This is a genomic window from Nocardia colli (genome assembly GCF_008704205.1).
Lineage (GTDB): Bacteria > Actinomycetota > Actinomycetes > Mycobacteriales > Mycobacteriaceae > Nocardia > Nocardia colli.
Map to the genome: position 1 here is coordinate 1,073,525 of NZ_VXLC01000001.1, position 20,100 is coordinate 1,093,624.

The 20,100-nt window shown below is 67.6% G+C and carries 17 protein-coding genes; 10 read left to right on the top strand and 7 right to left on the bottom strand.

Features of this window, described 5'->3' with window-relative positions; translation table 11 throughout:
• Positions 1-120: 120 nt before the first annotated feature.
• The 3 genes from F3087_RS05135 to F3087_RS05145 all read right to left on the bottom strand — a co-directional run bounded on the left by F3087_RS05135 (position 121) and on the right by F3087_RS05145 (position 3,380).
• On the bottom strand, positions 121-471 hold the full coding sequence (locus tag F3087_RS05135) for a metallopeptidase family protein (protein WP_150400553.1): 351 nt from the start codon (positions 469-471) through the stop codon (positions 121-123).
• Between the two features lie 9 nt (positions 472-480).
• Entirely contained in the window at positions 481-1,611 is a 1,131-nt protein-coding gene (locus F3087_RS05140; protein ID WP_223884823.1) for a septum formation family protein, read from the bottom strand.
• A gap of 68 nt (positions 1,612-1,679) precedes the next feature.
• Entirely contained in the window at positions 1,680-3,380 is a 1,701-nt protein-coding gene (locus F3087_RS05145; protein WP_150400554.1) for an aldehyde dehydrogenase family protein, read from the bottom strand.
• Positions 3,381-3,472: 92 nt separating this feature from the next.
• Here F3087_RS05145 and serS point away from each other — a divergent pair, with 92 nt between their 5' ends.
• The 3 genes from serS (at position 3,473) to F3087_RS05160 (ending at position 8,301) form a co-directional block, all read left to right on the top strand.
• Complete coding sequence (gene serS / locus F3087_RS05150) at positions 3,473-4,735, top strand: serine--tRNA ligase (protein WP_150400555.1); 1,263 nt, start codon at positions 3,473-3,475, stop codon at positions 4,733-4,735.
• A 235-nt stretch (positions 4,736-4,970) separates the two neighbouring features.
• On the top strand, positions 4,971-6,836 hold the full coding sequence (locus tag F3087_RS05155) for a putative bifunctional diguanylate cyclase/phosphodiesterase (protein ID WP_223884824.1): 1,866 nt from the start codon (positions 4,971-4,973) through the stop codon (positions 6,834-6,836).
• 139 nt (positions 6,837-6,975) lie between these two features.
• Positions 6,976-8,301: an MFS transporter gene (locus F3087_RS05160; protein WP_449583511.1), complete on the top strand. Its 1,326-nt coding sequence runs from the start codon at positions 6,976-6,978 to the stop codon at positions 8,299-8,301.
• 273 nt (positions 8,302-8,574) lie between these two features.
• On the opposite strand, the gene F3087_RS05165 is transcribed toward F3087_RS05160, so the two are convergent.
• Positions 8,575-9,219, bottom strand: coding sequence for a TetR/AcrR family transcriptional regulator (locus F3087_RS05165; protein ID WP_150400556.1), 645 nt, complete (start codon positions 9,217-9,219; stop codon positions 8,575-8,577).
• Positions 9,220-9,319: 100 nt separating this feature from the next.
• On the opposite strand from F3087_RS05165, the gene F3087_RS05170 reads away from it, so the two are divergent.
• From F3087_RS05170 to F3087_RS05185, 4 genes are all read left to right on the top strand, one after another.
• Positions 9,320-10,570 carry an oxygenase MpaB family protein gene (locus F3087_RS05170; RefSeq protein WP_150400557.1) on the top strand — a complete coding sequence of 417 codons (1,251 nt, stop codon included), beginning with the start codon at positions 9,320-9,322 and terminating at the stop codon, positions 10,568-10,570.
• Positions 10,571-10,979: 409 nt separating this feature from the next.
• Complete coding sequence (locus F3087_RS05175; RefSeq protein ID WP_150400558.1) at positions 10,980-11,936, top strand: DMT family transporter; 957 nt, start codon at positions 10,980-10,982, stop codon at positions 11,934-11,936.
• Positions 11,937-12,369: 433 nt separating this feature from the next.
• Positions 12,370-13,359: a peroxiredoxin family protein gene (locus F3087_RS45825; protein ID WP_191093770.1), complete on the top strand. Its 990-nt coding sequence runs from the start codon at positions 12,370-12,372 to the stop codon at positions 13,357-13,359.
• 191 nt (positions 13,360-13,550) lie between these two features.
• Positions 13,551-13,889 carry a BP74-related protein gene (locus F3087_RS05185; protein ID WP_150400559.1) on the top strand — a complete coding sequence of 113 codons (339 nt, stop codon included), beginning with the start codon at positions 13,551-13,553 and terminating at the stop codon, positions 13,887-13,889.
• Positions 13,890-13,948: 59 nt separating this feature from the next.
• On the opposite strand, the gene F3087_RS05190 is transcribed toward F3087_RS05185, so the two are convergent.
• Together F3087_RS05190 and F3087_RS05195 are read right to left on the bottom strand one after the other, a co-directional pair.
• On the bottom strand, positions 13,949-15,484 hold the full coding sequence (locus F3087_RS05190) for a Rieske 2Fe-2S domain-containing protein (protein WP_150400560.1): 1,536 nt from the start codon (positions 15,482-15,484) through the stop codon (positions 13,949-13,951).
• Positions 15,485-15,555: 71 nt separating this feature from the next.
• Entirely contained in the window at positions 15,556-16,377 is an 822-nt protein-coding gene (locus F3087_RS05195; RefSeq protein WP_223884825.1) for a hypothetical protein, read from the bottom strand.
• 172 nt (positions 16,378-16,549) lie between these two features.
• On the opposite strand from F3087_RS05195, the gene F3087_RS05200 reads away from it, so the two are divergent.
• The gene (locus F3087_RS05200; RefSeq protein WP_150400562.1) at positions 16,550-17,296 is read left to right on the top strand and encodes a lysophospholipid acyltransferase family protein; all 747 of its coding nucleotides are present in this window, start codon (positions 16,550-16,552) and stop codon (positions 17,294-17,296) included.
• Positions 17,297-17,310: 14 nt separating this feature from the next.
• Positions 17,311-18,063, top strand: a complete 753-nt coding sequence (locus F3087_RS05205; RefSeq protein WP_150400563.1) for a lysophospholipid acyltransferase family protein — start codon at positions 17,311-17,313, stop codon at positions 18,061-18,063.
• A gap of 10 nt (positions 18,064-18,073) precedes the next feature.
• On the opposite strand, the gene F3087_RS05210 is transcribed toward F3087_RS05205, so the two are convergent.
• The gene (locus F3087_RS05210) at positions 18,074-18,934 is read right to left on the bottom strand and encodes an AraC family transcriptional regulator (RefSeq protein WP_150400931.1); all 861 of its coding nucleotides are present in this window, start codon (positions 18,932-18,934) and stop codon (positions 18,074-18,076) included.
• 103 nt (positions 18,935-19,037) lie between these two features.
• Here F3087_RS05210 and F3087_RS05215 point away from each other — a divergent pair, with 103 nt between their 5' ends.
• Complete coding sequence (locus tag F3087_RS05215; protein WP_150400564.1) at positions 19,038-19,919, top strand: NAD(P)H-binding protein; 882 nt, start codon at positions 19,038-19,040, stop codon at positions 19,917-19,919.
• The last annotated feature ends 181 nt before the right edge of the window (positions 19,920-20,100 follow it).

Below are 20,100 nucleotides of genomic sequence, written 5' to 3' on the forward strand. Positions count from 1 at the left end.
TGAGAATTCCCCCTTCGAGTGATAGGACGCGACAGCAAAGCGATCGGTTCCATCGAATCCCCTAAAGTTTCTTCCTGTCTCACCCCAACTGCAACCGCACTCATACAGCTGGGGTAAAGACTAGCCCCATCCCAGCTGATGCAGGCGGTCTTCGTCAATGCCGAAATAGTGTGCGATCTCATGGATCACGGTGATTGCCACCTCTTCCACCACTTCGGCCTCGTCCGCGCAGATGGCCAGGATGGATTCGCGATAGATCGTCACCGTGTCCGGCAATGTGCCGCCGTAGTGGCTGTCCCGCTCGGTCAGCGCGACGCCGTGATACAGCCCGAGTAAATGTGGATCCTCCGGATTGCGAGGTTCGATCAGCACGACCACGTTATCGATGGCTCGGGCCAACTCCGGTGGAATGCGGTCGAGCGCGTCGCCGACCAGTTCCTCGAACCGCTCCTCGGACATGGAGACCGACATCGTCGCGAACTACCTCGGCTGCGGCGGCAGCGGCGCGGCGCCGGGCAGCGGCGTCGGGGTGGAGCGCCCGGTGTTCGGCGGCGGCTGCGGGGCCTGGCCGTTGATCAGGATGTCGCCCTTAGCGGAACCGGTGATCGGCGCGAACCCCTCCCGGTCCGCCCCCTTGCCGACCATGCAGTCCAGCTTGCGGCTGCCCGCCAGCCAGCTGCGCGCGTCCAGGTAGTCGAAGAACAGGGTCAGCGTCTTGTTCTTGATCACGTCGGGCCCGCCGAGATAGTCCGACGAGGTCCGCGCGCATTCGTCCTCGACGAACTTGTCCTGCTCCTCCTTGGCCGGCGGGCCGCCCTGGAATCGCTGGCCGAGGTCGATGGTGGAGACGACCTCCACCGAGTGCGCCTGCCCGCAATCCACCGGATCGGTGGGCAGGTTCTGATTGATGCCCAGGCACACGCCCGGCCCGTACACCTTGGACTGATCGTGGTCGGCGGCGCTGCCCACCGAGGCCGGCGTGCCCGCGCTGGCCGCGTACTGCAACCCGCAGCGCAACGTGCGATCACCGTGCTGCCAGCCGTCCGGGCTCGGATACATCAGCCCGACGATGTAGCGGCCGCGCGGATCGAACTTCCCGCCCAGGTACTGCTGCACCGCGGGCACGCAGTGCTCTTCCTTCAGCTCGGTCAGGCGCAGCGAGTCCGGAAACCGCGACCCCGGCCCGAATTCCTTGCCCGGGTATTTGCTCATGTCGACATCCGCCGCGACCTCGAACATGTGCTTGCTGTCGCAGCGCACCTTGGCCAGATCGGAGTGGTCCGGCTTGGCCCAGCTCAGGCAGTCGCCCTTGACCGCGGTGCCGAATTCCTTGTCCACGATCGGCTCACCGGGCGAGCCCGGCGTGTGCGCCGCGACCTTGTTGTTGTCGAATCCGGTCACGAACAACGTCACCAGCGCGGCGATCACGGCGCCCGCCGCCACCAGCAGCAGACCCCAGCGCAGGGTCGGCGCGGGCAGCGGGACATCGCCGCTGAACCAGCCGCGAACCGTGTCGAGTGGCCGCCGCACCGCGCCGGTGCGCGTCGGCAGGCCGCGCTTGGTCAGCCGGCTCGCGGGCTCTGGCTTGGGTGCATGATCGGAGGAGGACATCGCGATCCATCATGGCAGTCTCCGCGCCGCGGTGCCACGACCTGCTCTGATCAGCTCTTTTCGCCGGGCTAACCGCGGAACGCGGAGACGAAGATGCCGGGGATCCGGGCCGGGTTGCCGCTGGCGTAGAACTCGGTCAGCTTGCGCCCGGTCACCGCCGCCGCGGCATTGCCGACGAACCACGGCGGTTTCGGCGACAACGCCGGCTCACCGCGCAACACCGAGCGCGGTGCGGGGCGGAACGGACCGCGCACCACCGTGCGTTCCACATCGTCGAGCAGAAAAGCGTTGTGCACCACGCCGATTCCGCTTTGCACATCGTCGAGTGTGTGCCCGGGGAAAGCGCCCCAGGATGCGCGCGGGGCGAGAAAGGCGAGCCCGGTCCACGCATTCACCGCGATCGCGCCATAACGTAGCCGCTCGATAGCGCGATCGAACCCGATGCCGAGCTTGCGAATGGTCGCCGGATGGGCGAGCACGTTGGCGCCGAGCGTCCCGGTCAGTTCATTGTTCGCGAAATCGACCGCCTGTTGCAGGAATTCACCGCCCGCATAAGGCAGTTCGACCACGCCGAGCACGGGCGAGAAATATTCGGTGCGCAACAGCGGCGTATCGGTGAGCGGTAACTGCTCCACCAGTACCCGCCCCGAGCCGAGCTGATCGGCGTCCGGATAGGCGGCCACCGCGTCGGCGACCCGCGCGTCGCTCCCCGGGTAATAGGCGGGTCGCTGCGGCGCCTGCGCGAGCGCGGTGCGCAGCTCGGCCAGGAACTTGTCCTTGAGTTCCCAGTCCTTGCTGATCACGATCGCCTGTGCGGCGACACAGTTGTAGCCGCCGTTGTGCAGCCGCTGGGTGGCCACGTGCTCGGCCTGATACCGCAGATCGGCGTCGGACCAGTCGCCGGGGACCACGATGGTCGGCGACACCCCGCCGAGCTCGCTGGTGATCGGCTTGTCCAGCACCGGCCGCTTGTCCTGCTTGCGTTCCAGCCCCTCCGGGCCAGGTCCCCACACGATCGCGTCGTGCGTCTGCGCGCTGCCGGTCATGTGCACATGCGCGACGTCCGGGTGATGCACCAGGTAACTGCCGGTTTCCGCGCCGCCGGTCACCACCCGCAGCACGCCCAGCTCGCACAGCGGCGCGAACACCATCTCGAACACCGTGTAGAGCGGATCGGTGATCGGGTTCAGCTTCAGCACCACCACCCGGTTGTGCGCGTACAGCTCGTACAACGCGTCCAGCGGCGGAATAGAGGTGATGTTGCCCGCGCCGAGCACCACCCCGATGCCGCCGGTCGCGGTCGGATCGAGCTGCGCGAGCCCGGCCCGCCGCCGCGCGGTCGCGGCGTCGACGCCGGGCCGCAGCCACACCTCGCCGTGAAAACCGTTGAGCAGCAGCCGGTCGTAGGTGCTCAGCGGCAGGATCGGCACCGCGACCCGATTGCCGGGCGCATCCTTGATCGACACCCCGTCGAGCGGACTGCGCCCGTCCTCCAGCGCGGCCAGCGTCGCCGACAGCGCGGCGGTGGCCTGCAACATGGTCAGCGGCCCGGACATCCATTCCTCGCCGACCAGCGGCGAGTCCGCGTCCAGCCGCTTGATCGTCCGGGCGGCCCGCACCCAGTCGTCGGCGAAGCGGCCGGTCCGCGCGTGCAGGTCGTCGAGGAGCTCCCGGCGGCGGCGCAGCGGGGTCTGTGCCCACACCTTCTCGCCCGCGGTCAGCTCGGCCAGTGCTTCATCGATCGCTGATTCGTCGAAAGTTGTGCCCACAAGCCAACTATGCGCGCGCCGTCGGCCGAGTGCTCCGCATCCAGGGATATCGGGGTGAAACGGTAATAGCCGGACCACTAGGCTGAGGCCCCATGATCGACCTCCGATTCCTGCGGGACAACCCCGACGCGGTCCGTGCCTCGCAGCGCGCCCGTGGCGAAGACCCCGCCCTCGTCGATGCCCTGCTCGAGGCGGACGTGGCCCGCCGCGCGGCCGTCGCCACCGCCGACAACCTGCGCGCCGAGCACAAGGCGATGGGCAAGCTGATCGGCAAGGCGAGCAAGGACGAGCGATCCGCGCTGCTCGCGCAGGCGCAGGAGATGTCGGTCAAGGTCAAGGAGGCCGAGGTCGCGCAACACGCCGCCGACGCCGATATGGACGCCGCGCACCGCGCCATCTCGAACGTGGTGCAGGACGGCGCGCCGGCCGGCGGCGAGGCCGACTTCGTCGTGCTCGAAACCGTAGGGAAACCAACGGAATTCGATTTCGAGCCGAAAGACCACCTGGACCTCAGCGAGTCGCTCGGCCTGATCGACATGGAACGCGGCGCGAAGGTCTCCGGCGCCCGCTTCTACTTCATGACCGGCTACGGTGCCCTGCTGCAGCTCGGTTTGCTGCAGCTCGCGGCGCAGAAGGCCGTGGCCAACGGCTTCACCATGATGATCCCGCCGGTGCTGGTCCGCCCGGAGATCATGGCGGGCACCGGTTTCCTCGGGCAGCACGCCTCGGAGGTCTACCGGCTCGCCGAGGAGGACCTCTACCTGGTCGGCACCTCGGAGGTGCCGCTGGCCGGCTACCACTCCGACGAGATCCTCGACCTGAGCGACGGCCCGAAGCGCTACGCCGGCTGGTCGTCGTGCTTCCGCCGCGAGGCCGGTAGCTACGGCAAGGACACCAGGGGCATCATCCGGGTGCACCAGTTCGACAAGGTGGAGATGTTCGTCTTCACCACGCCCGAACAGGCCGACGCCGAACACCAGCGGCTGCTCGGCTGGGAGCGGGACATGCTCGCGGCTGTCGAGGTCCCTTACCGGGTCATCGACGTTGCCGCGGGCGATCTCGGCAGCTCGGCCGCGCGCAAATTCGACTGCGAGGCCTGGGTGCCGACCCAGCAGACCTACCGGGAACTCACCTCGACCTCGAACTGCACCACCTTCCAGGCCCGTCGCCTGTCCGTGCGTTACCGCGACGAGAACGGAAAGCCGCAGATCGCAGCGACTTTGAACGGCACGCTCGCGACCACCCGCTGGATCGTGGCCATCCTGGAGAACAACCAGCAGGCCGACGGCTCGGTGCGGGTGCCAGCGGCGCTGGTTCCGTTCGTCGGCACCGAGGTGCTGACGCCGCCGAAGTAGGCGAACTCCCGCCCGCACGTCATCCGGCGAACCGCGGACACTCGCTCGTCCGAACTGCCCGCGGTTCGCCTCTAGCCTTGGCGTGCCCCGGTCGGCGAATGTCGGATGTGGGCCGCCGTGGCCAAGTCGTGTTGGCTACCCGAATGTTTCGCGAAGATGAATAGCCACCGGTTCGCCATGCCGGATTCACGGGATGTGGCAACCGCCGGGATTCGTTGTGTCTAGGCTATTGTCCGTGCGAGGAATCGGGGCGCGCGGCGATACCCGAACCCGGGTGCGGGCGGCATCGGCGCTGGCGACAGCTATGGTCATGGCTCGGACCACCGGGGCGTTCTACGTCATGGGTGGTGTGCTGGGTCTGCTGATTACTGCGATCGCCCCGGGCGACGAGGGTAGTCGGCCGCTGGTTGGTGCGGCTGCGGCGATTGCGCTGACGCTCGGACTCACCCTGCTCGCCTGGGGTCCGCGGCTGCCGCACTCGGTGCATCACGTCTACGTCGCCATCGCGACGGTGCTGGTCACGGTCGCGGTCTACGCCTTCCCGAACACCGTCGGCGCGATCAGCCTCGCCGCCTTCTATGTCTTCGTCGCCTGTGACGCCGCGCTGTTCTTCGCGTGGTCGCAGGCCGCCGCGCACATCGCCTTCGCCATGGTGCTGTGCCTGTGGGTGTTGCCCGCGCGGCCGGTGGTGCCCGGGTTGCCGTGGTGGTCCGGACTGATCCCGGCCGGGGTGACCTTCGGTGTCGGCGTGGTCGTCGGCATCCTGACCCGGATGGCGTCGGAAGCCGACATCGACGTGCTGACCGGCCTTTTGAACCGGCGCGGCTTCGACCGCTCGCTCAACTCCGCGATCGAGCAGGCCACCCGCACCGGCCAGGGACTCGCGCTGGTCCTGGTCGACCTCGACCGCTTCCAGAAGATCAACGACCACCTCGGCCACCGGGCCGGCGACGCCGTGCTGCAACGCGTCGCCGACACCTGGTCGAAACTGCTTGCGCCGGACCAGCGTCTGGCCCGCTACGGCGGCGATGCGTTCGCGCTGCTGTTGCCGAACACCACCGAGCAGGCGGCCATCCTGCTCACCGAGCAGTTGCGCGCGGCGGTGACCACCGGGTGTTCCGCGGGTGTGACCTCATGGCAGCCAGGCGAATCCGGTTCGCTGCTGGTGAGCCGCGCGGATGTCGGCCTGTATCGGGCGAAGCAGGCGGGCCGCAACCGGACGGTGCTCGAGTCGTCGCGGCAGCTACCGCTCGCGGTGGAGTTGCGCGAGGCCATCGACCGCGGCCTGCTCGACGTGCATTACCAGCCGATCGTCAGCCTCAGCGAGGGCGGCGGCAAGGCGGTCGGGGTCGAGGCGCTGCTGCGCTGGTCGTCGAGCGCGCAGCCGGACGTCACCACCGAGGGACTCATCCGGGTCGCCGAGGAATACGACCTCATCTCCGATCTGGACGAGCTGGTGTTGCGCCGGGCCTGTGCCGACGCGGCGCGACTGCAAGATACCTTCGCGCAACTCGATCTGACCCTGAACGTCAACGTCAGCGGCTTGGAACTGGCCGAGGCGGGCTACGCCGACCGCGTCGCGGGCATCCTCGCCAACACCGGCTGGCCCGCCGAGCAACTGGTGCTCGAGGTGACCGAGAGCGAGCTGGCGGCCGAATCGCACACGGCCATCGCGAATCTGCACACCCTGCGCGACCGCGGCGTGCGGATCGCCATCGACGACTTCGGCACCGGATACTCCTCGCTCAGCCGGCTGGCCACGCTGCCGAGCGACATCCTCAAGGTCGACCAGTCCTTCGTCGCCGCGATCCGCTCCGACTCCCCGGCGCCGCCGCTGCTCGGCGTGATCGCCGCGTTGAGCAGCGCGCTCGACCTCCAGGTGATCGCCGAGGGCGTGGAGACCGAATACCAGGCGGCGGTGCTCACCGAACTCGGCTTCGCCCTCGCCCAGGGCTACCACTACAGCGACTCGCACCCGGTCGCGGACCTGATCAGCGACCTCAACGAGAACCACGGCCGGGTCGGTCCTGGCGTGGCGGGCCGGGAGCTGGACGACGGCGATTCGATGCACGCCGCCAACGGCTGGCTGCCGCTCGGATAACTGCTTGACGCGGTCTGTCCGAGCTCGCATGCTCAACCCCATGCGTTTGCTCGTCTACGTCTGTTGATCTGTCCGAGGGGTGCTCGCCCGGCTGACGGGTAGCGCCGCCACCCACAGTCTTCCTCCACGTTCGGTCCGGGTGCCGGCGGTTCCGTCGCTGCGCTCGCTGACGATCCGCGCCGTGCTGTTCAAGGGCATCGGCGACCTGATCCCGCTGTACGCGCTGTACTCCCTGCTGTTCGCCGACCACGGGCTGAGCACCGGGCAGATTTCCTCGTTGTTCGCGATCTGGTCGACCACGGCGTTTCTGCTCGAGGTGCCGTCCGGTGCATGGGCGGATACGGTGTCGCGCCGTGCTCTTCTCGTCCTGAGCGGTGTCCTGCTGACGGCCGGGTTCGCGCTGTGGACCCTGGTCCCGACGTATCCGGGCTTCGCCCTCGGATTCGTACTGTGGGGCGCCGCAGGCGCTTTGGTGTCCGGCACCTTCGAAGCGCTGCTGTACGACGACTTGGCCGCGCGTGGCGAGCAGTCCGCGTACGCGGGCATCCTCGGCTATACCCGCGCGGCATCCGAGACTGCCATCGTCGTCGGTATCGTCGCCGCCACCCCGCTGTATTTCTGGGGTGGTTACGCCCTGATCGGTTGGTCCAGTGTCGGATTCGCCGCGCTGCACACGGTAATCGCGATGTCGTTCCCCAGCGCGCCGAAGGCGGTATCCGCCGCCGACATCGATGAACTGGAAGACGAAACGGTGCCGGTAACCGGCGATCGAGTCGGATCCGACGACGCTGACGCGAAGCATCGGACTGCGGCGGGACCGTTCGCCCGCTACCTCGCCATGTTGAAGACCGGTGTCGGAGAAGCGATTCGAGTACGCGCGGTGCGCAACGGCGTGCTGCTCGGCGCTTTGCTCTTCGGTATCACCGCCTTCGACGAGTATTTCGCCCTGCTCGCCGAGTCGGTCGGCGTGCCGACCGCGGTGGTGCCGTTGCTCGTCGGCCTCACCGTCCTCGGTTCGCTGGGCGGCTCGGTGCTCGCCGGGCGCACCGAAGGCATGTCCGGCCGCACCATGGCGATTGCCGTCGGACTCGGCGGCGTGCTGTTCCTCGGCGGCGCGTTGTTCGCCGGACTCGCCGAACACCGGCCGAGCGCCGTGTATGTCCTTACTGGTCTTGGCTTCACCGCGATCGGCCTGTCCTACGGCATTGTGTACAACGCCGGTGTCGTCGCCGGCGCCCGCCTGCAAGACGCGATCGAAGGCCCGGCTCGCGCCACCGTCACCTCGGTATCCGGCCTGCTCGGTGAGGTCGTCGCCTTGGCCGTCTTCGCCTTCGCCGCGCTCACCACCACTTTCTGGTCCATGTCGACCATGCTCGCCTTACTCGGCGCGACGATGCTCCCCATCGCCTTGCTGACCCCGTCTTGGCTACCGTCGAGGCCTCCCGGCTCAGGGACAGCCGAATGAGCCACCTCGTCCGCGGTCGTGTGCTTTCGTCGAGCGGGCCGCGAGTCGGCCAATGCCTCAACCAGGTCCCGTTCGATGTCTAGTCGAGCGGGACATCGAGGTGCCGCGAGTCGGCCAATGCCTCAACCAGGTCCCGTTCGATGTCTAGTCGAGCGGGACATCGAGGTGCCGCGAGTCGGCCAATGCCTCAACCAGGTCCCGTTCGATGTCTAGTCGAGCGGGACATCGAGGTGCCGCGAGTCGGCCAATGCCTCAACCAGGCCCCTTCGATGACTAGTCGAGCGGGGCGCCGATGAGATGGCTTGCGGTGAGCAGGAATTGGTCGGTGGAGCGATCGATCAGAACGGCGCGGGTGACCGGGAGCGTGCCCGCCAGCCAGCTGTTGGTGGTCTCCCAGAGTCCACCGAGCAGGTGAGTGGCAGCGAATTCGGCTTGGTCACCGGCCTTTTCGACCACCTCGGCCCCGACCTCGCCCGCGCACACCGCCATCATGATGCCCGCGAACGAGCGCATCACCTCGGCCCGGCGCATCAGCAGCGCCGGATTCAGCTGCGCCTCGACGGTAACGATGCGCGCCTTGCGCGGATCGTCGGCGATCAGGTCGATGGCTGCGGCGATGGCGGCCCTGGTCTTGGCGCGGATATCGGTCGGCGTGGTGACGAACGCGGTGACCACCGCCTGCCCGATCTCGTCCACGATCCGGTCGAACAACTCGCTGAACACCGCGTCGAGATCGCCGAAGCTCTCGTAGTAGTACCGCTCCGACAGCCGCGCCTGGGTGCACAACCCGGACACCGTCAGCTTGGCGAAACCCGAGGTCCCGATGATTTCCTGGGCGGCGTCGAGCAGCGCGGCACGTCGCCGCGCTTTGCGCTGTTCGATCGGCACGCCGCCGTAGGACCGCGAGGTGGTAGCCATCGGAGTCATTCTGGCATACATCCTTGCCAGATATCTGATTGTGTGGGACGGTCTTGTCAGAATGCTCGACCGCGAACCTCGATCCGACGGGTGAAGTGCAATGGCGCATGACAACCAGAAACTGCCCACTCCGCAGCTGTTCACGGAGTTCCCGTTCAAGTACGCCGTGCCGGTCATGGCGCCGGGCGATCTGAGCTGCACCGCCGCCCAGCGCGACTCGTTCCGCCGATTCACCTCCGTCGGCGATCCGCTCGCCGACGCCATGGTCGCGATGTTCAAGCGGCTGCCCGTCGGCGAGGGCCGCCGGATGTTCGAGCTCGCCGTCGAAAGCGGACTGGACGCGGTGCCGGACGCGCCGCCGGAACTGACCGCGTTCTTCGAGCAGGTCGAGGCCGATCCGTATTGGCTGGACCGGGAGAAGATCGATCGCGGCGCGCGCGTCGTCGGCCGGACCAGCGTCTGGGGTGGCATCGCGATGGGGATGTTCGCCCTGATGGGCGGATACCTGGCCTCGCGCGCCGACAAGACCCTCGTCGGCACCGGCGACCTCGACGCGATGGCGCCGCGCCGGCTCGCCGAGACCACCCAGTGGTGGCTCGATGTGACGACTCCCGGTGCGCTGCAACGCAATGCGGTCGGCTACAAGAGTGTGCTGCGGGTGCGGTTGATGCACGCGCTGGTGCGGGCGGGCATGAACCGACGCCCCGACTGGGATTACGAAGCGTGGGATCACCCGGTCAACCAGGTGCTCACCGTCGGCACCCTCGGCCTGTTCTCCATGGCGAATCTCGTTGGCGCCCAAGCGCTCGGCCTGCAATTCTCGGCCAAGGAGAAGGACGCCGTCTTCCAGCTCTGGCGCTACGTCGGCTTCCTGCTCGGTGTCGACGCGGAGATCCTGCCCACCTGCGAAACCGACACCTGGCGCGCGTTCTGGATCCTCGCCGACACCGAATTCATCCCCGACGCCGACTCCCAGCGCCTGGCCCAGGCCCTGATCCCCGCCGCGGGCGGCCTGTTCGTCGGCAACGACACCGTGGCCCAGCGCGCCGTGCGCCGCATAATCACCAGCTACATGGTCGCCTACAGCCGAATCATCCTCGGCCCCAGCAACGCCGACTTCCTCGGCCTCCCCGACAGCCGCTTCTACCAAAGCGCCGTCATGGCCACCGCGGTAGTCAACGGCGCCCTCGAGTTCCCCCGCCGAATCCTCCCCGGCGCCACCCGCTTCCACGAAACCCTAGGCGCCCGCATCCGCACCCGCCTGGTCCGCGGCTCCATCGCCCGCAACGGCGGCGACCGCACCTACGCCCGCCACGACACCTACGCCACCCGCCCCCTCCGCGCCGGCTGACCGACAGAGCGCGCCGCGACCGGATGGCTGCCCACTCGCGTCATATGGGCCGACCGGCACAGCGCGCCCGTCATCCGTGGTCGCCAGTGCCCTTCGTGCGAGCTGATCCGCAAGACGCACTCTGCACCGACCGACTGCTGCTCTCTTCATCGGGTCGGCGAACAAGAAGCGCCGGCGACCTGCGGCGCCTGCACATCGTGTGTGGGCTCTCCGGCAGATACAGGTCACGTGGCTCCTATTCGCAGGCAGACCTGCGGGGCACGCTCGGCATTTACGCAGTCTCGCTGGTCTGGGCGGTTCTGCAGGACGTGTTCGGTCGCTTGCGTATCGAGTCGGCTTGATCCGCGGGGCGCGCTCGGTCGGGGTGCGTGAGCGTTGGAGTCGGGGCGGGCGGCGGTAGCGTTTCGGGGTGACCGCGCGGGCGAGGTTGGGGCTTGGGTTCGGGTTCTGCATCGGGGCGGGGGTGGCGGTGCAGGGGCGGATCAATGGTGCGCTCGGTGGGCGGTTGCATGACGGGATTGCTGCGGCCACCATCAGTTTCGGGTCCGGGTTGTTGATTCTGGTGATCGCGTTCGTGTTCAGTGGTCGGCTGCGGGATGGTGCGGCGCAGGTTCGGAAGGCGTTGTCGGCGGGCACTTTGCGCCCTTGGCACCTGCTCGGTGGGCTCTGCGGTGCTTTCTTCGTTGCCTGCCAGGGGCTCACCGTCGCGGCGATCGGCGTCACCTCTTTCACCGTTGCCGTTGTCGCAGGCCAACTCCTGAGCAGCCTGGTGGTCGACCGTCTCGGCGTCTCTCCGAGCGGGCGCACTCCGATCACCGCACTCCGATTCGGCGGTGCTGCCCTCGCCGTACTAGCTGTGTTGATCGCCGGCGCAGGCAGATCCGGCGCACCGGCCGGAGCTCTCTCCGTACCCGACTCATTGCGCAGCGCACCGACCGCGCTCCTGATCATCCTGCCCGCACTGGCCGGCATCGGCTTGGCCTGGCAACAAGCCGTCAACGGCCGCGTCGGCGAAATCGGCGGCCCCCTACCCGCCACCTTGGTCAATTTCTGCGTCGGCCTCGCCGGACTGGTCGCGCTCGAGGCGATCGTCCTACTCGGCTCCGGCCTCCCGACCGAATTCCCCACCCAGCCCTGGCTCTACCTAGGCGGCCTGATCGGCATAGCCTTCATCGCCCTGGCCGCCATCACCGTCCGCTGGACCGGCGTCCTCCTCTTAGCCCTGACCTCCGTAGCCGGCCAACTCCTGACCTCGATCGCCCTCGACATCACCACCCCCACCACCGCAGGCCTCTCCACCACCACCGTGATCGGCAGCGCCCTGACCTTGCTCGCCGTCGGCATCGCCACCCGCTCCCACAGCTGACACCGCAGCACCCGACGAGGCGCGCCACTCAACGAGTGCACGCCGAGCTACAAGGCGAACGAGTCAACGCAGCCTGCGTCAGCATCGCCCCGAGACTCCGCCCGCCAGCCGCACCACTCTTGATTTCCCGCACCGAAAATCGCATGCAATTCTCGGTGCGAGAAATCAGGAGTGGTGCGGCAAGTTCCGGCCCTGCCAACCGACGGCGGGCAAGGCGAGTGGTACGTGGCGGCGGAGTGGCTGTCGTGGTGTCCTACTCGTCCGCCGTGTGCTCATTGATCGAGGCATTGCCGGCGGTTTCAGGCGTCGTGGAGTGGCACCGCGGTGGGGTAGTAGGCGACCGCTCGCGGGCTCGGCACACCATCGATTCTAGGCTGGAAGTAGTTCTGCCGATTCGTATTTCGAAGGTTTGCGGGTGTGGGAACCTGCGCTCATGCCTATCGAATACGGGGTGTGGATTTCGCGGCTGGTGGTTGGTGTGCTGTTCGGGTTGTCGGCGGTGGGGAAGCTGGCGGATCCGGTTGGTGCGCGGAAAGCGGTGGGGGAGTTCGGGGTTCCGATTCGGTGGGTGCCGGCGGTGGGGTGGGGGCTACCGGTGTTGGAGGGGTTGGTCGCGGTCGCGGTGCTGGTGCCGTGGGCGGTTTTGCCGGGGGCGGTGCTGGCCGTGCTGTTGCTGGTGGTGTTCACGCTGGCGGTCGCGCGGCTGTTGAAACGTGGGGAGCGTCCGGCTTGTTCGTGTTTCGGTGCGGTGAGTGCGGAGCCCATCGGGGCGCGGACGCTGGTGCGCAACGGGGTCTTGCTGGTCCTTGCGCTGGTGGTCGCGTGGGGTGCGGTCGCTTATCCGCAGGTGCCGGGCGCGCTGCCCACCGACGATGCGGTCTGGCTCGCAGTGGCAGCGGTCTTGGTCGCGGTACTGACGTGGCTGTGGGGTGAGGTGCGCACGCTGCGTAAGCGGGTCGATGAGCAAACGTTGTCGACGCTCGGCGCGGAGGGTCTGCCGGTCGGCGCGGTCGCACCGGAATTCGAGCTGCTCGATGTCGCCGGTGGCCGAACGAGTTTGGCGTCGCTGCTGGCGCGAGGACGCCAGGTGCTGCTGGTCTTCGTCCATCCAGGATGCGAATTGTGCGCGGGCCTCGCGCGTGAACTGCCGCGCTGGCAGGAACGCACCGCACACGCCTTGACCATTGTCGTGGTCGGCAACGGCGACGCCGCCGAACACGCCGAATGGGGCCGCGCGCAGGGCCTCGCCGATATCCCGGTACTGGTGCAACTGGGCAACGAGGCGGCCCTGCGCTACCGCGTCCGCGGCACCCCGTCGGCGGTCCTCGTCGACGCCGACGGCCGGGTCGCCGCACCCGTCGCCAGGGGCGCGATCGCCGCGCGAGAACTGATCGTGCAGGCGAAAACGGTGGCCCGGCGCTGATCACCCACTGAACCAGGATTCTGGTACGCAACGCCGCGTCCGTTACAGCAAAACCGGCCGTTTCCCGGCCGCATACAGAACGGTTCTTTAATTATGTTGCCGCACAATCGATTTCGCCGGAAATAAGACATAGCCGCTGGCTACCATCGAATGGCAAGGCTCCATCGGTCGACCCTTCGAGGTGAAATATCATGGCAGACTTCGCATTCACGGATTACTCCGGCAAAGAATTCGTGGTCAGATTGACCAACGAAGCGCGTATCGCGGAAGCACGACGGATCCTCTCCGGCGAGGAACAGATGTCGATCCATGTCATGGGTCGCATTCGTAAGCAGTCGGCCGAGTACAACCCAGGGTGGAGTTTCCACCTCGACCCGGACACCATCACCTTCTTCACCATGGCGATCGAGGTCTGCGACGCGAGCATCACCTACGTCGACGACCATCTCGACGAGGCCTGTGGCGCGTTCCTGCCGGGCTGTTTCTGGTGCCCCTGGTCCTCGCGGCTCACCAGGGAGGTCAAAGCCTGATCACTGCGGAACGAGCGAATTCCGGGTCGGCGCCGAAAGGGCCGGCCGGTCCGATGCGCTCAGAGTTTCCGCGACCGCAATTCATGCCCCTTGGACGTCTTGCACCGTCCCGATTCCAGATCCCATTGCCAGCCGTGCAGATTGCACGTGAGCGTATTTCCCTCGACCACACCGAATTTCGACAGATCCGCCTTGAGATGCGGACACCGGCGCTGCACTTCCCACCCGGCCAATTCGGTCGAGGCGGAATCGTCGTGCGCCTCGGAGAACCAGCCGTCGGCGTAGGCGATCCGCTCATCGGTGAGGCATTTGAAGAAGGTGTAGAGGAATTCGTTGTAGCCGCCGATCCGCCACGCCTGGAAGCGGGTGGACAGGAAAATGGTGTTCACCCAGTCGGGTTCGTTATCCCGCAGCACGGTACGCACCAGCTCGGGGGCGATGCGGAAACCGTAGCGGTACTTGCCTTCTCCCTCGATAGCCCCGCGCACCACCCGCTTGGGGAAGTCCAGAACCACGGTCTCGTCGCCGATCACCAGCCCGACGGGATAGCCGATGCCGTCGCAGATCAGATCGCTCTGCGCCATGATCGGCTCGAACAGCGCCTTCAGCGGTTCCAGCAACGGCTCGTCACCCGTTGCCCAGGAAGCCTTTTCGGCCGCCAGCACCGGCGCGAGCCGCTGCGCCATCAACTCGATGTACTCGGCCTTGTTGTCGTAGATCAGGCCGGGCTCGAACGGATGGGTCAACTCCAGCTCGGCGCCGCGCACGTCGGCGACCGAACCGGGGATCATCAGGATCCCGCCCTCGTTGCCGTGGATCTTCATCTGATCCAGGAACACCATCTGATCCGGGAAGATGTTGCCCTCGTCGCCGCGATCGTCGTTCAGGTAGCGCAGCTCGTCGTCCAGGAACACCGGCGGCCCGGCCGACGGCACCACCCAGGTGGCCCCGACCTGCTCGATGTAGCTGCGGCAGCGGTCCATCCCGCGCTGACGCTTCTGCTTGCCGAAGTTCGACTTGGTCCGGCTCGGGATGTCGTAGACCATCGGGTACCAGATCGCGCCCGAGTACTGCAGCAGGTGGATGTCGATGTGCCCGAACGAGTCGTGCAGCACGTCCATGTCGACCGGGCGCGCGTCGTTCATGTTGAAACAGGTGGTCTCGCCGTCGGAGACGACCAGCCCGGAGTCGCCGATCGGCCCGTCGGCCGGCGCGCGCAACGCGATGATCATGATGTCCAGCTCGGCGCCGTTACCGCTGATCGTGTGCTTGACCGAGTCCTCGGTCTCGAAGAACTTGTGGAAGCCGAGCTGCTCGAGCTCGCGCTTCAGATCCGGCACCGGGTAGTCCGGCAGCAGCACGGTCGCGTCCTTGTTGACGTGCTTGGCCAGGTTCTCCGCGTCGAAGTGGTCGCGGTGCAGATGCGAGACGTAGAGGAAGTCGCAATTGCCCAGCTCGTCCCAGTCCAGCTGGGTGTTGTCGGGAAACGGGAACCACGACGCGAAGTACGCGGGGTTGACCCAGGGGTCGCAAAGGATCGACCCCGCCGCGGTGCGGATGTGGAATCCGGCGTGTCCGACGCTGGTGATCTGCACGAGCTGCTCCTCCTACCGTTACCAGCCACCCAGGGTAATCGCTCGGGTGCAACTGCCGCCGCTCGCGGTGCTCACGGCGAAACGTCGCCGATGCAGTAGCCCTGCGGACCGGCGGTCAGGGTGAAGGTGCGGGTCTTGGTGACTCCCGCGGAGTTGGTCACCGGAACCTCGACGGTCAGGTAGTCCCCGCGTAGTCGCTCGGAGCTGATCTCCTGGTCGGCGAACTTGGTCGCGCCGGTCAGCTTCCCCGGGTTGTCGGCCAGCGGCGCGGCGATCGCCTTGCCGGTGCCGGTGGGATCCCAGCTCGCCGGGGACGCCTTGCAGACCAGCGGGTAGGCGCCCTCTTTGTCGGCGGCGTCGAGCGGCGTGCCGACGAATCTGGCCAGGTAGCGCCGCACCGTGTGCCGAGCGTCGGCCTCGTTGTAGTCGATGTCCGCGCCCGCCGTGGCGACCCGGGGGCAGGCGTAACCGGTGTCGAGCGCGGCCCGGTCGACGGCGACGGTGGTGCTGCGGTTCTTCCAGGTGATGGCGTCCTTGGTGGCGGTGCCGGGCTGGGCCAGGGCGGCCAGGATGGGCTGGTCGTCGGCGTACATCTCGGCCACGTTGCGCGGCGCGATGGTCCAGCACTTGGCCTGCAACTGCGCGACGGTGCCGGTCTTCAGGTCCGCGGCCCAACGCTGCACGGCGGCGGGCACTTCGGCGACCGTGCCGGTGGTGGGCGCGGCGGCCACGGTGGCGGAGGTCGGCGGAACCAGCTGAGTGGACGGGACCGCGGCGGGCGGCGTCGTGCTCGTGGTCGCGACCGCCGCCGGCTCATCGGTCGGGATGCCGACCACGGAATCGCAGCCGCTCAGCACGAACGCCCCGGTGACGGCCAAGCCGCCGATCACCACTCGTCGAAGGTGCGACGCGGACCGGTCGCGTCCAGATGAATTCGGACGGGCGCATTCCACTTCGACGATCCTCTTCTCTACTGCGTGCGACGGGCCGTCCCGGACCCGGTGTGACCCATAAAGCAGCGGCCCACTGCCGGATGGGACAGTCAGCGACTACGCTAGCGGAATTGTGGAACCCGTCTACCGGACGATCATCGGCCTTGCCCGTACCGTCTTCTTCGTCGAAGGCCTGAAGTTCACCGTCAAGGGCGCTGAACATATCCCCGCGCGGGGTGGTGCCGTGCTCGCGGTCAACCACACCGGATACATGGACTTCACCTATGCGGGGCTGCCGGTGCGCACCCCCAAGCGCTACATCCGGTTCATGGCCAAGAAAGAGGTCTTCGACGACAAGATCTCCGGCCCGATCATGCGCGCGCTCAAGCACATTCCGGTCGACCGGGGCGCCGGCGCGGACTCGTATAAGGCCGCCGTCGAATACCTGCAGCGCGGCGAGCTCGTCGGCGTGTACCCCGAGGCGACGATCAGCCGCAGCTTCGAGATCAAGGACTTCAAGTCCGGCGCCGCGCGGATGGCCATCGAGTCCGGCGTGCCGATCATCCCGATCGTCATCTGGGGCGCGCAGCGGGTGTGGACCAAGGGTTTCCCGAAGCGTCTGGGCCGCACCAACACTCCGATCTCCATCGCCGTCGGCGCGCCGATCGCCCCGTTCGAGCCCGCGTCCGAGCTGACCGCGAAACTCCGCACGACCATGCAGGAGATGCTGCTCGACCTGCAAAAGGACTACACCCACGAGGCGGGCGCGTACTGGGTACCGGCTCGCCTCGGCGGCAGCGCTCCTACCCTGGAGGAGGCCGACGCGCTCGATGCCGCCGAGGCCGCGGAAAAGGCCGCGCGGAAGAAGACGGCCTCGTAACAGCGGAGATTCGGATGGCTCGGGAACCGGTTTACGACGTCCTCACCGGCTTGGTGCGCACCATCTTCGCGGTGCAGGGGCTGCGGATCGACATCGCCGATCAGCACCGGATCCCGAGTTCGGGCGGCGCGGTGCTGGCCGTGAATCACACCGCGTACCTGGACTTCATGGAGGTCGGACTGGTCGGGCGCAAGTCAGGCCGCAACGTCCGGTACATGATGAAGGCCGAGCTCGAGCACGGCATCGTCGGTTTCCTGATGAAGCACTGCAAGGCAATCGGCGTCGACCGGACCGCGGGCGCCGAGTCCTACAGCCGGGCGGTCGACGCGCTGCGCGACGGCGAACTCGTGGTGGTCTATCCCGAGGCGACCATCAGCCGCAGCTTCGAACTGAAGGACTTCAAGTCCGGCGCCGCCCGCATGGCCATCGAAGCCGGCGTCCCGATCATCCCCCTGGCCATCTGGGGCGCCCATCGCGTCTGGACCAAAGACATCCCGAAACAGCTGGGCCGCCACAACTTCCCGATCAACATCCGCATCGGCGACCCCATCCCCCCGGCCGAACCTCCGGAAGAACTCACCGCCACCCTCCGCACCTCCATGAGCGACCTCCTCACCCAAGCCCAACAGGACTACCCCATGGAACCGGGCGCCCGCTGGGTCCCCGCCCGCCTAGGCGGCACCGCCCCCACCCTCGCCGAAGCCGCCGTCCTGGAACAGGAAGAACTGGCCCGCCGCCGAGCCAAGTCCCAACCCCCGAAACCCTGAGTCCGCGCAGTCAGATGCGGTCTAGTGGGCGGCAGGGAGACGGAGTGGGAACAGCGCCGCGGAGGAATGAGCGCGGAGGGACGCCCATTAGGGTGCGGAAGTCTGCGGTCATGTGGGATTGGTCGAAGTATCCGTTGTCTGCGGCGAGCTGCGCGAGGGACGTCTTGGACTCGTAATCGCTTGTGCTGAAAGGTGATTGCGCGATCGGTGTGCTGCGCACCTGGGTCAGGATGCGGCGTACTCGATCGATGCGCGCGAAATGCTTGGGGGAGACGCCGATTCCGGCGGTGAACAGGTTGCGGAGTTGGCGTTCGCTGACGGCGACGTCGGCGGCCAACGCGCGCATGGAGCGGCCGTTCGGATCCGCGGATAGCGACGCTACGGCCGAGCGGAGTACCTCGCGTTGTGCGCGTCGGGTCTCGTTCTCGGAAATGCGTTGCGGCAGAATATCTTCCAGGAACTGAAAGATCTCGTCGGCGTCCAGCTCGATCAGCTCGTCGGCTAGATCGGCGGCGACGCCGGGCAGGTCGGCGAGCCGGATGACCCGATCGGTGAGCACCGCAGCGGGCACGCCGAGCAGCGGCCGGGCCGCGCCGTGCGCCAACCGCAGCCGCAGGCAGGACGCGGGTTTGCTCGGATGGGAGTAGAGCGCCTTGGTCTGCGGGCCGATGACGAGTGCCTCGCGCGGCCCGCCCTGCTGTGAGCGCAGCACGATCGTGGTCGCGGCCTGCGGGACGTGTGCGAACGATTCGGCCAGGTCCCGCACGGTCGGGATGCGCCCGAGTTCGGTGAACCACGGCCGCAGCGATTCGGGTGCGGGGACCGTCGCTTCGACGAGGTCGGCGGTCACGACGGGCGCCGTGCGCAGCATGCTGGTCACCGAATCCACTGTAGGCATTCGGCGGCCCGGCGGCTGTGCCGAAATCTCCTAGAGAACCCGGTGGTCCGGGCGGCAGCGTGGGTCTCATGATCTGATCACCGGTGCCACGGGCACCATCGGCAGCGAAATCGTCCGGCAGTTGGTGGCGCGCGGCGAGCAGGTCCGGGCGCTCACCCGCGACCCGGCCCAGGCGCAACTGCCCGCTGGCGTCGAGGTGGTGCGCGGCGACTACCACGACCCGGCCTCCATCGTGGCGGCCGCGACCGGCGTCGACGCCGCGTTCATCGTCGGCATCCTCGGCCCGGAATACGTCGACACCGAGCACACCCTGATCACCACCGCGCGCGAGGCCGGCGTCGGCCGCATCGTGAAGCTCTCCGCGATCGGCACCGGCGAGGACAAGGTCGGCCGGATCGGCACCTGGCATCTGCCCGGCGAACAGGCGGCCCGGGACAGCGGCGCCGAGTGGACCATCCTGCGCCCGAGCTCCTTCGCCTCGAACACCCTGAGCTGGGCCGACGCGATCCGCAACGGCCGGTCCGTGCCCAGCATGACCGGCAGTGGTCAGCAGGGCGTCATCGATCCGCGCGACGTCTCCGCGGTCGCGGTGCAAGCCCTGGTGTCGTCCGACCACGCGGGCCGCATCTACACCCTCACCGGCCCGGAGCTGCTGACCAGCGCGGACCAGGTGGCCGTGCTCGCCGAGGTGCTCGGCCGACCGCTGGAGGTCGTCGACGTACCGAACGAGGCGGCCCGCGAACACATGCGAGACGCCGGGTTGTCCGAGGCGTTCATCGCCGGTGCCCTCGCCGGGCAGGAATACGTCCGCACCGGCGGCAACGCCATCGTCACCGACGATCTCCGCCAGGCCCTCGGCCGCGCACCCCGCACCTACGCCGAGTGGGCCGCCGATCACGCCGCGTTGTTCCGCGAAGCGCCGGCCGGTGCCGCCCGCGGCCGGGTAACCATCGCGTAATCGCCGGCTGTGAATCGGCTGGCAATTGCGCGGGAGGTTGCCGAGAGTCCGGCCTAGACCATTGTGGAGTGCTGTTGGGCGGCAGTAACTTTCGCTTGCTGATCAACGGTTCTATGGAAGGTCGAATTCATGCTTGCTCTGCTTGCCCTATTGGGTGTGACCGGTAGCGCCGCCGCGGCGT

What these genes read in the sequence shown, in the direction of transcription:
- F3087_RS05135 (WP_150400553.1), bottom strand. Translation starts at nt 471, where the DNA reads ATGTCGGTCTCCATGTCCGAGGAGCGGTTCGAGGAACTGGTCGGCGAC.
- F3087_RS05140 (WP_223884823.1), bottom strand. Translation starts at nt 1,611, where the DNA reads ATGTCCTCCTCCGATCATGCACCCAAGCCAGAGCCCGCGAGCCGGCTG.
- serS (WP_150400555.1), top strand. Translation starts at nt 3,473, where the DNA reads ATGATCGACCTCCGATTCCTGCGGGACAACCCCGACGCGGTCCGTGCC.
- F3087_RS05165 (WP_150400556.1), bottom strand. Translation starts at nt 9,219, where the DNA reads ATGGCTACCACCTCGCGGTCCTACGGCGGCGTGCCGATCGAACAGCGC.
- F3087_RS05170 (WP_150400557.1), top strand. Translation starts at nt 9,320, where the DNA reads ATGGCGCATGACAACCAGAAACTGCCCACTCCGCAGCTGTTCACGGAG.
- F3087_RS45825 (WP_191093770.1), top strand. Translation starts at nt 12,370, where the DNA reads ATGCCTATCGAATACGGGGTGTGGATTTCGCGGCTGGTGGTTGGTGTG.
- F3087_RS05185 (WP_150400559.1), top strand. Translation starts at nt 13,551, where the DNA reads ATGGCAGACTTCGCATTCACGGATTACTCCGGCAAAGAATTCGTGGTC.
- F3087_RS05205 (WP_150400563.1), top strand. Translation starts at nt 17,311, where the DNA reads ATGGCTCGGGAACCGGTTTACGACGTCCTCACCGGCTTGGTGCGCACC.
- F3087_RS05210 (WP_150400931.1), bottom strand. Translation starts at nt 18,934, where the DNA reads ATGCTGCGCACGGCGCCCGTCGTGACCGCCGACCTCGTCGAAGCGACG.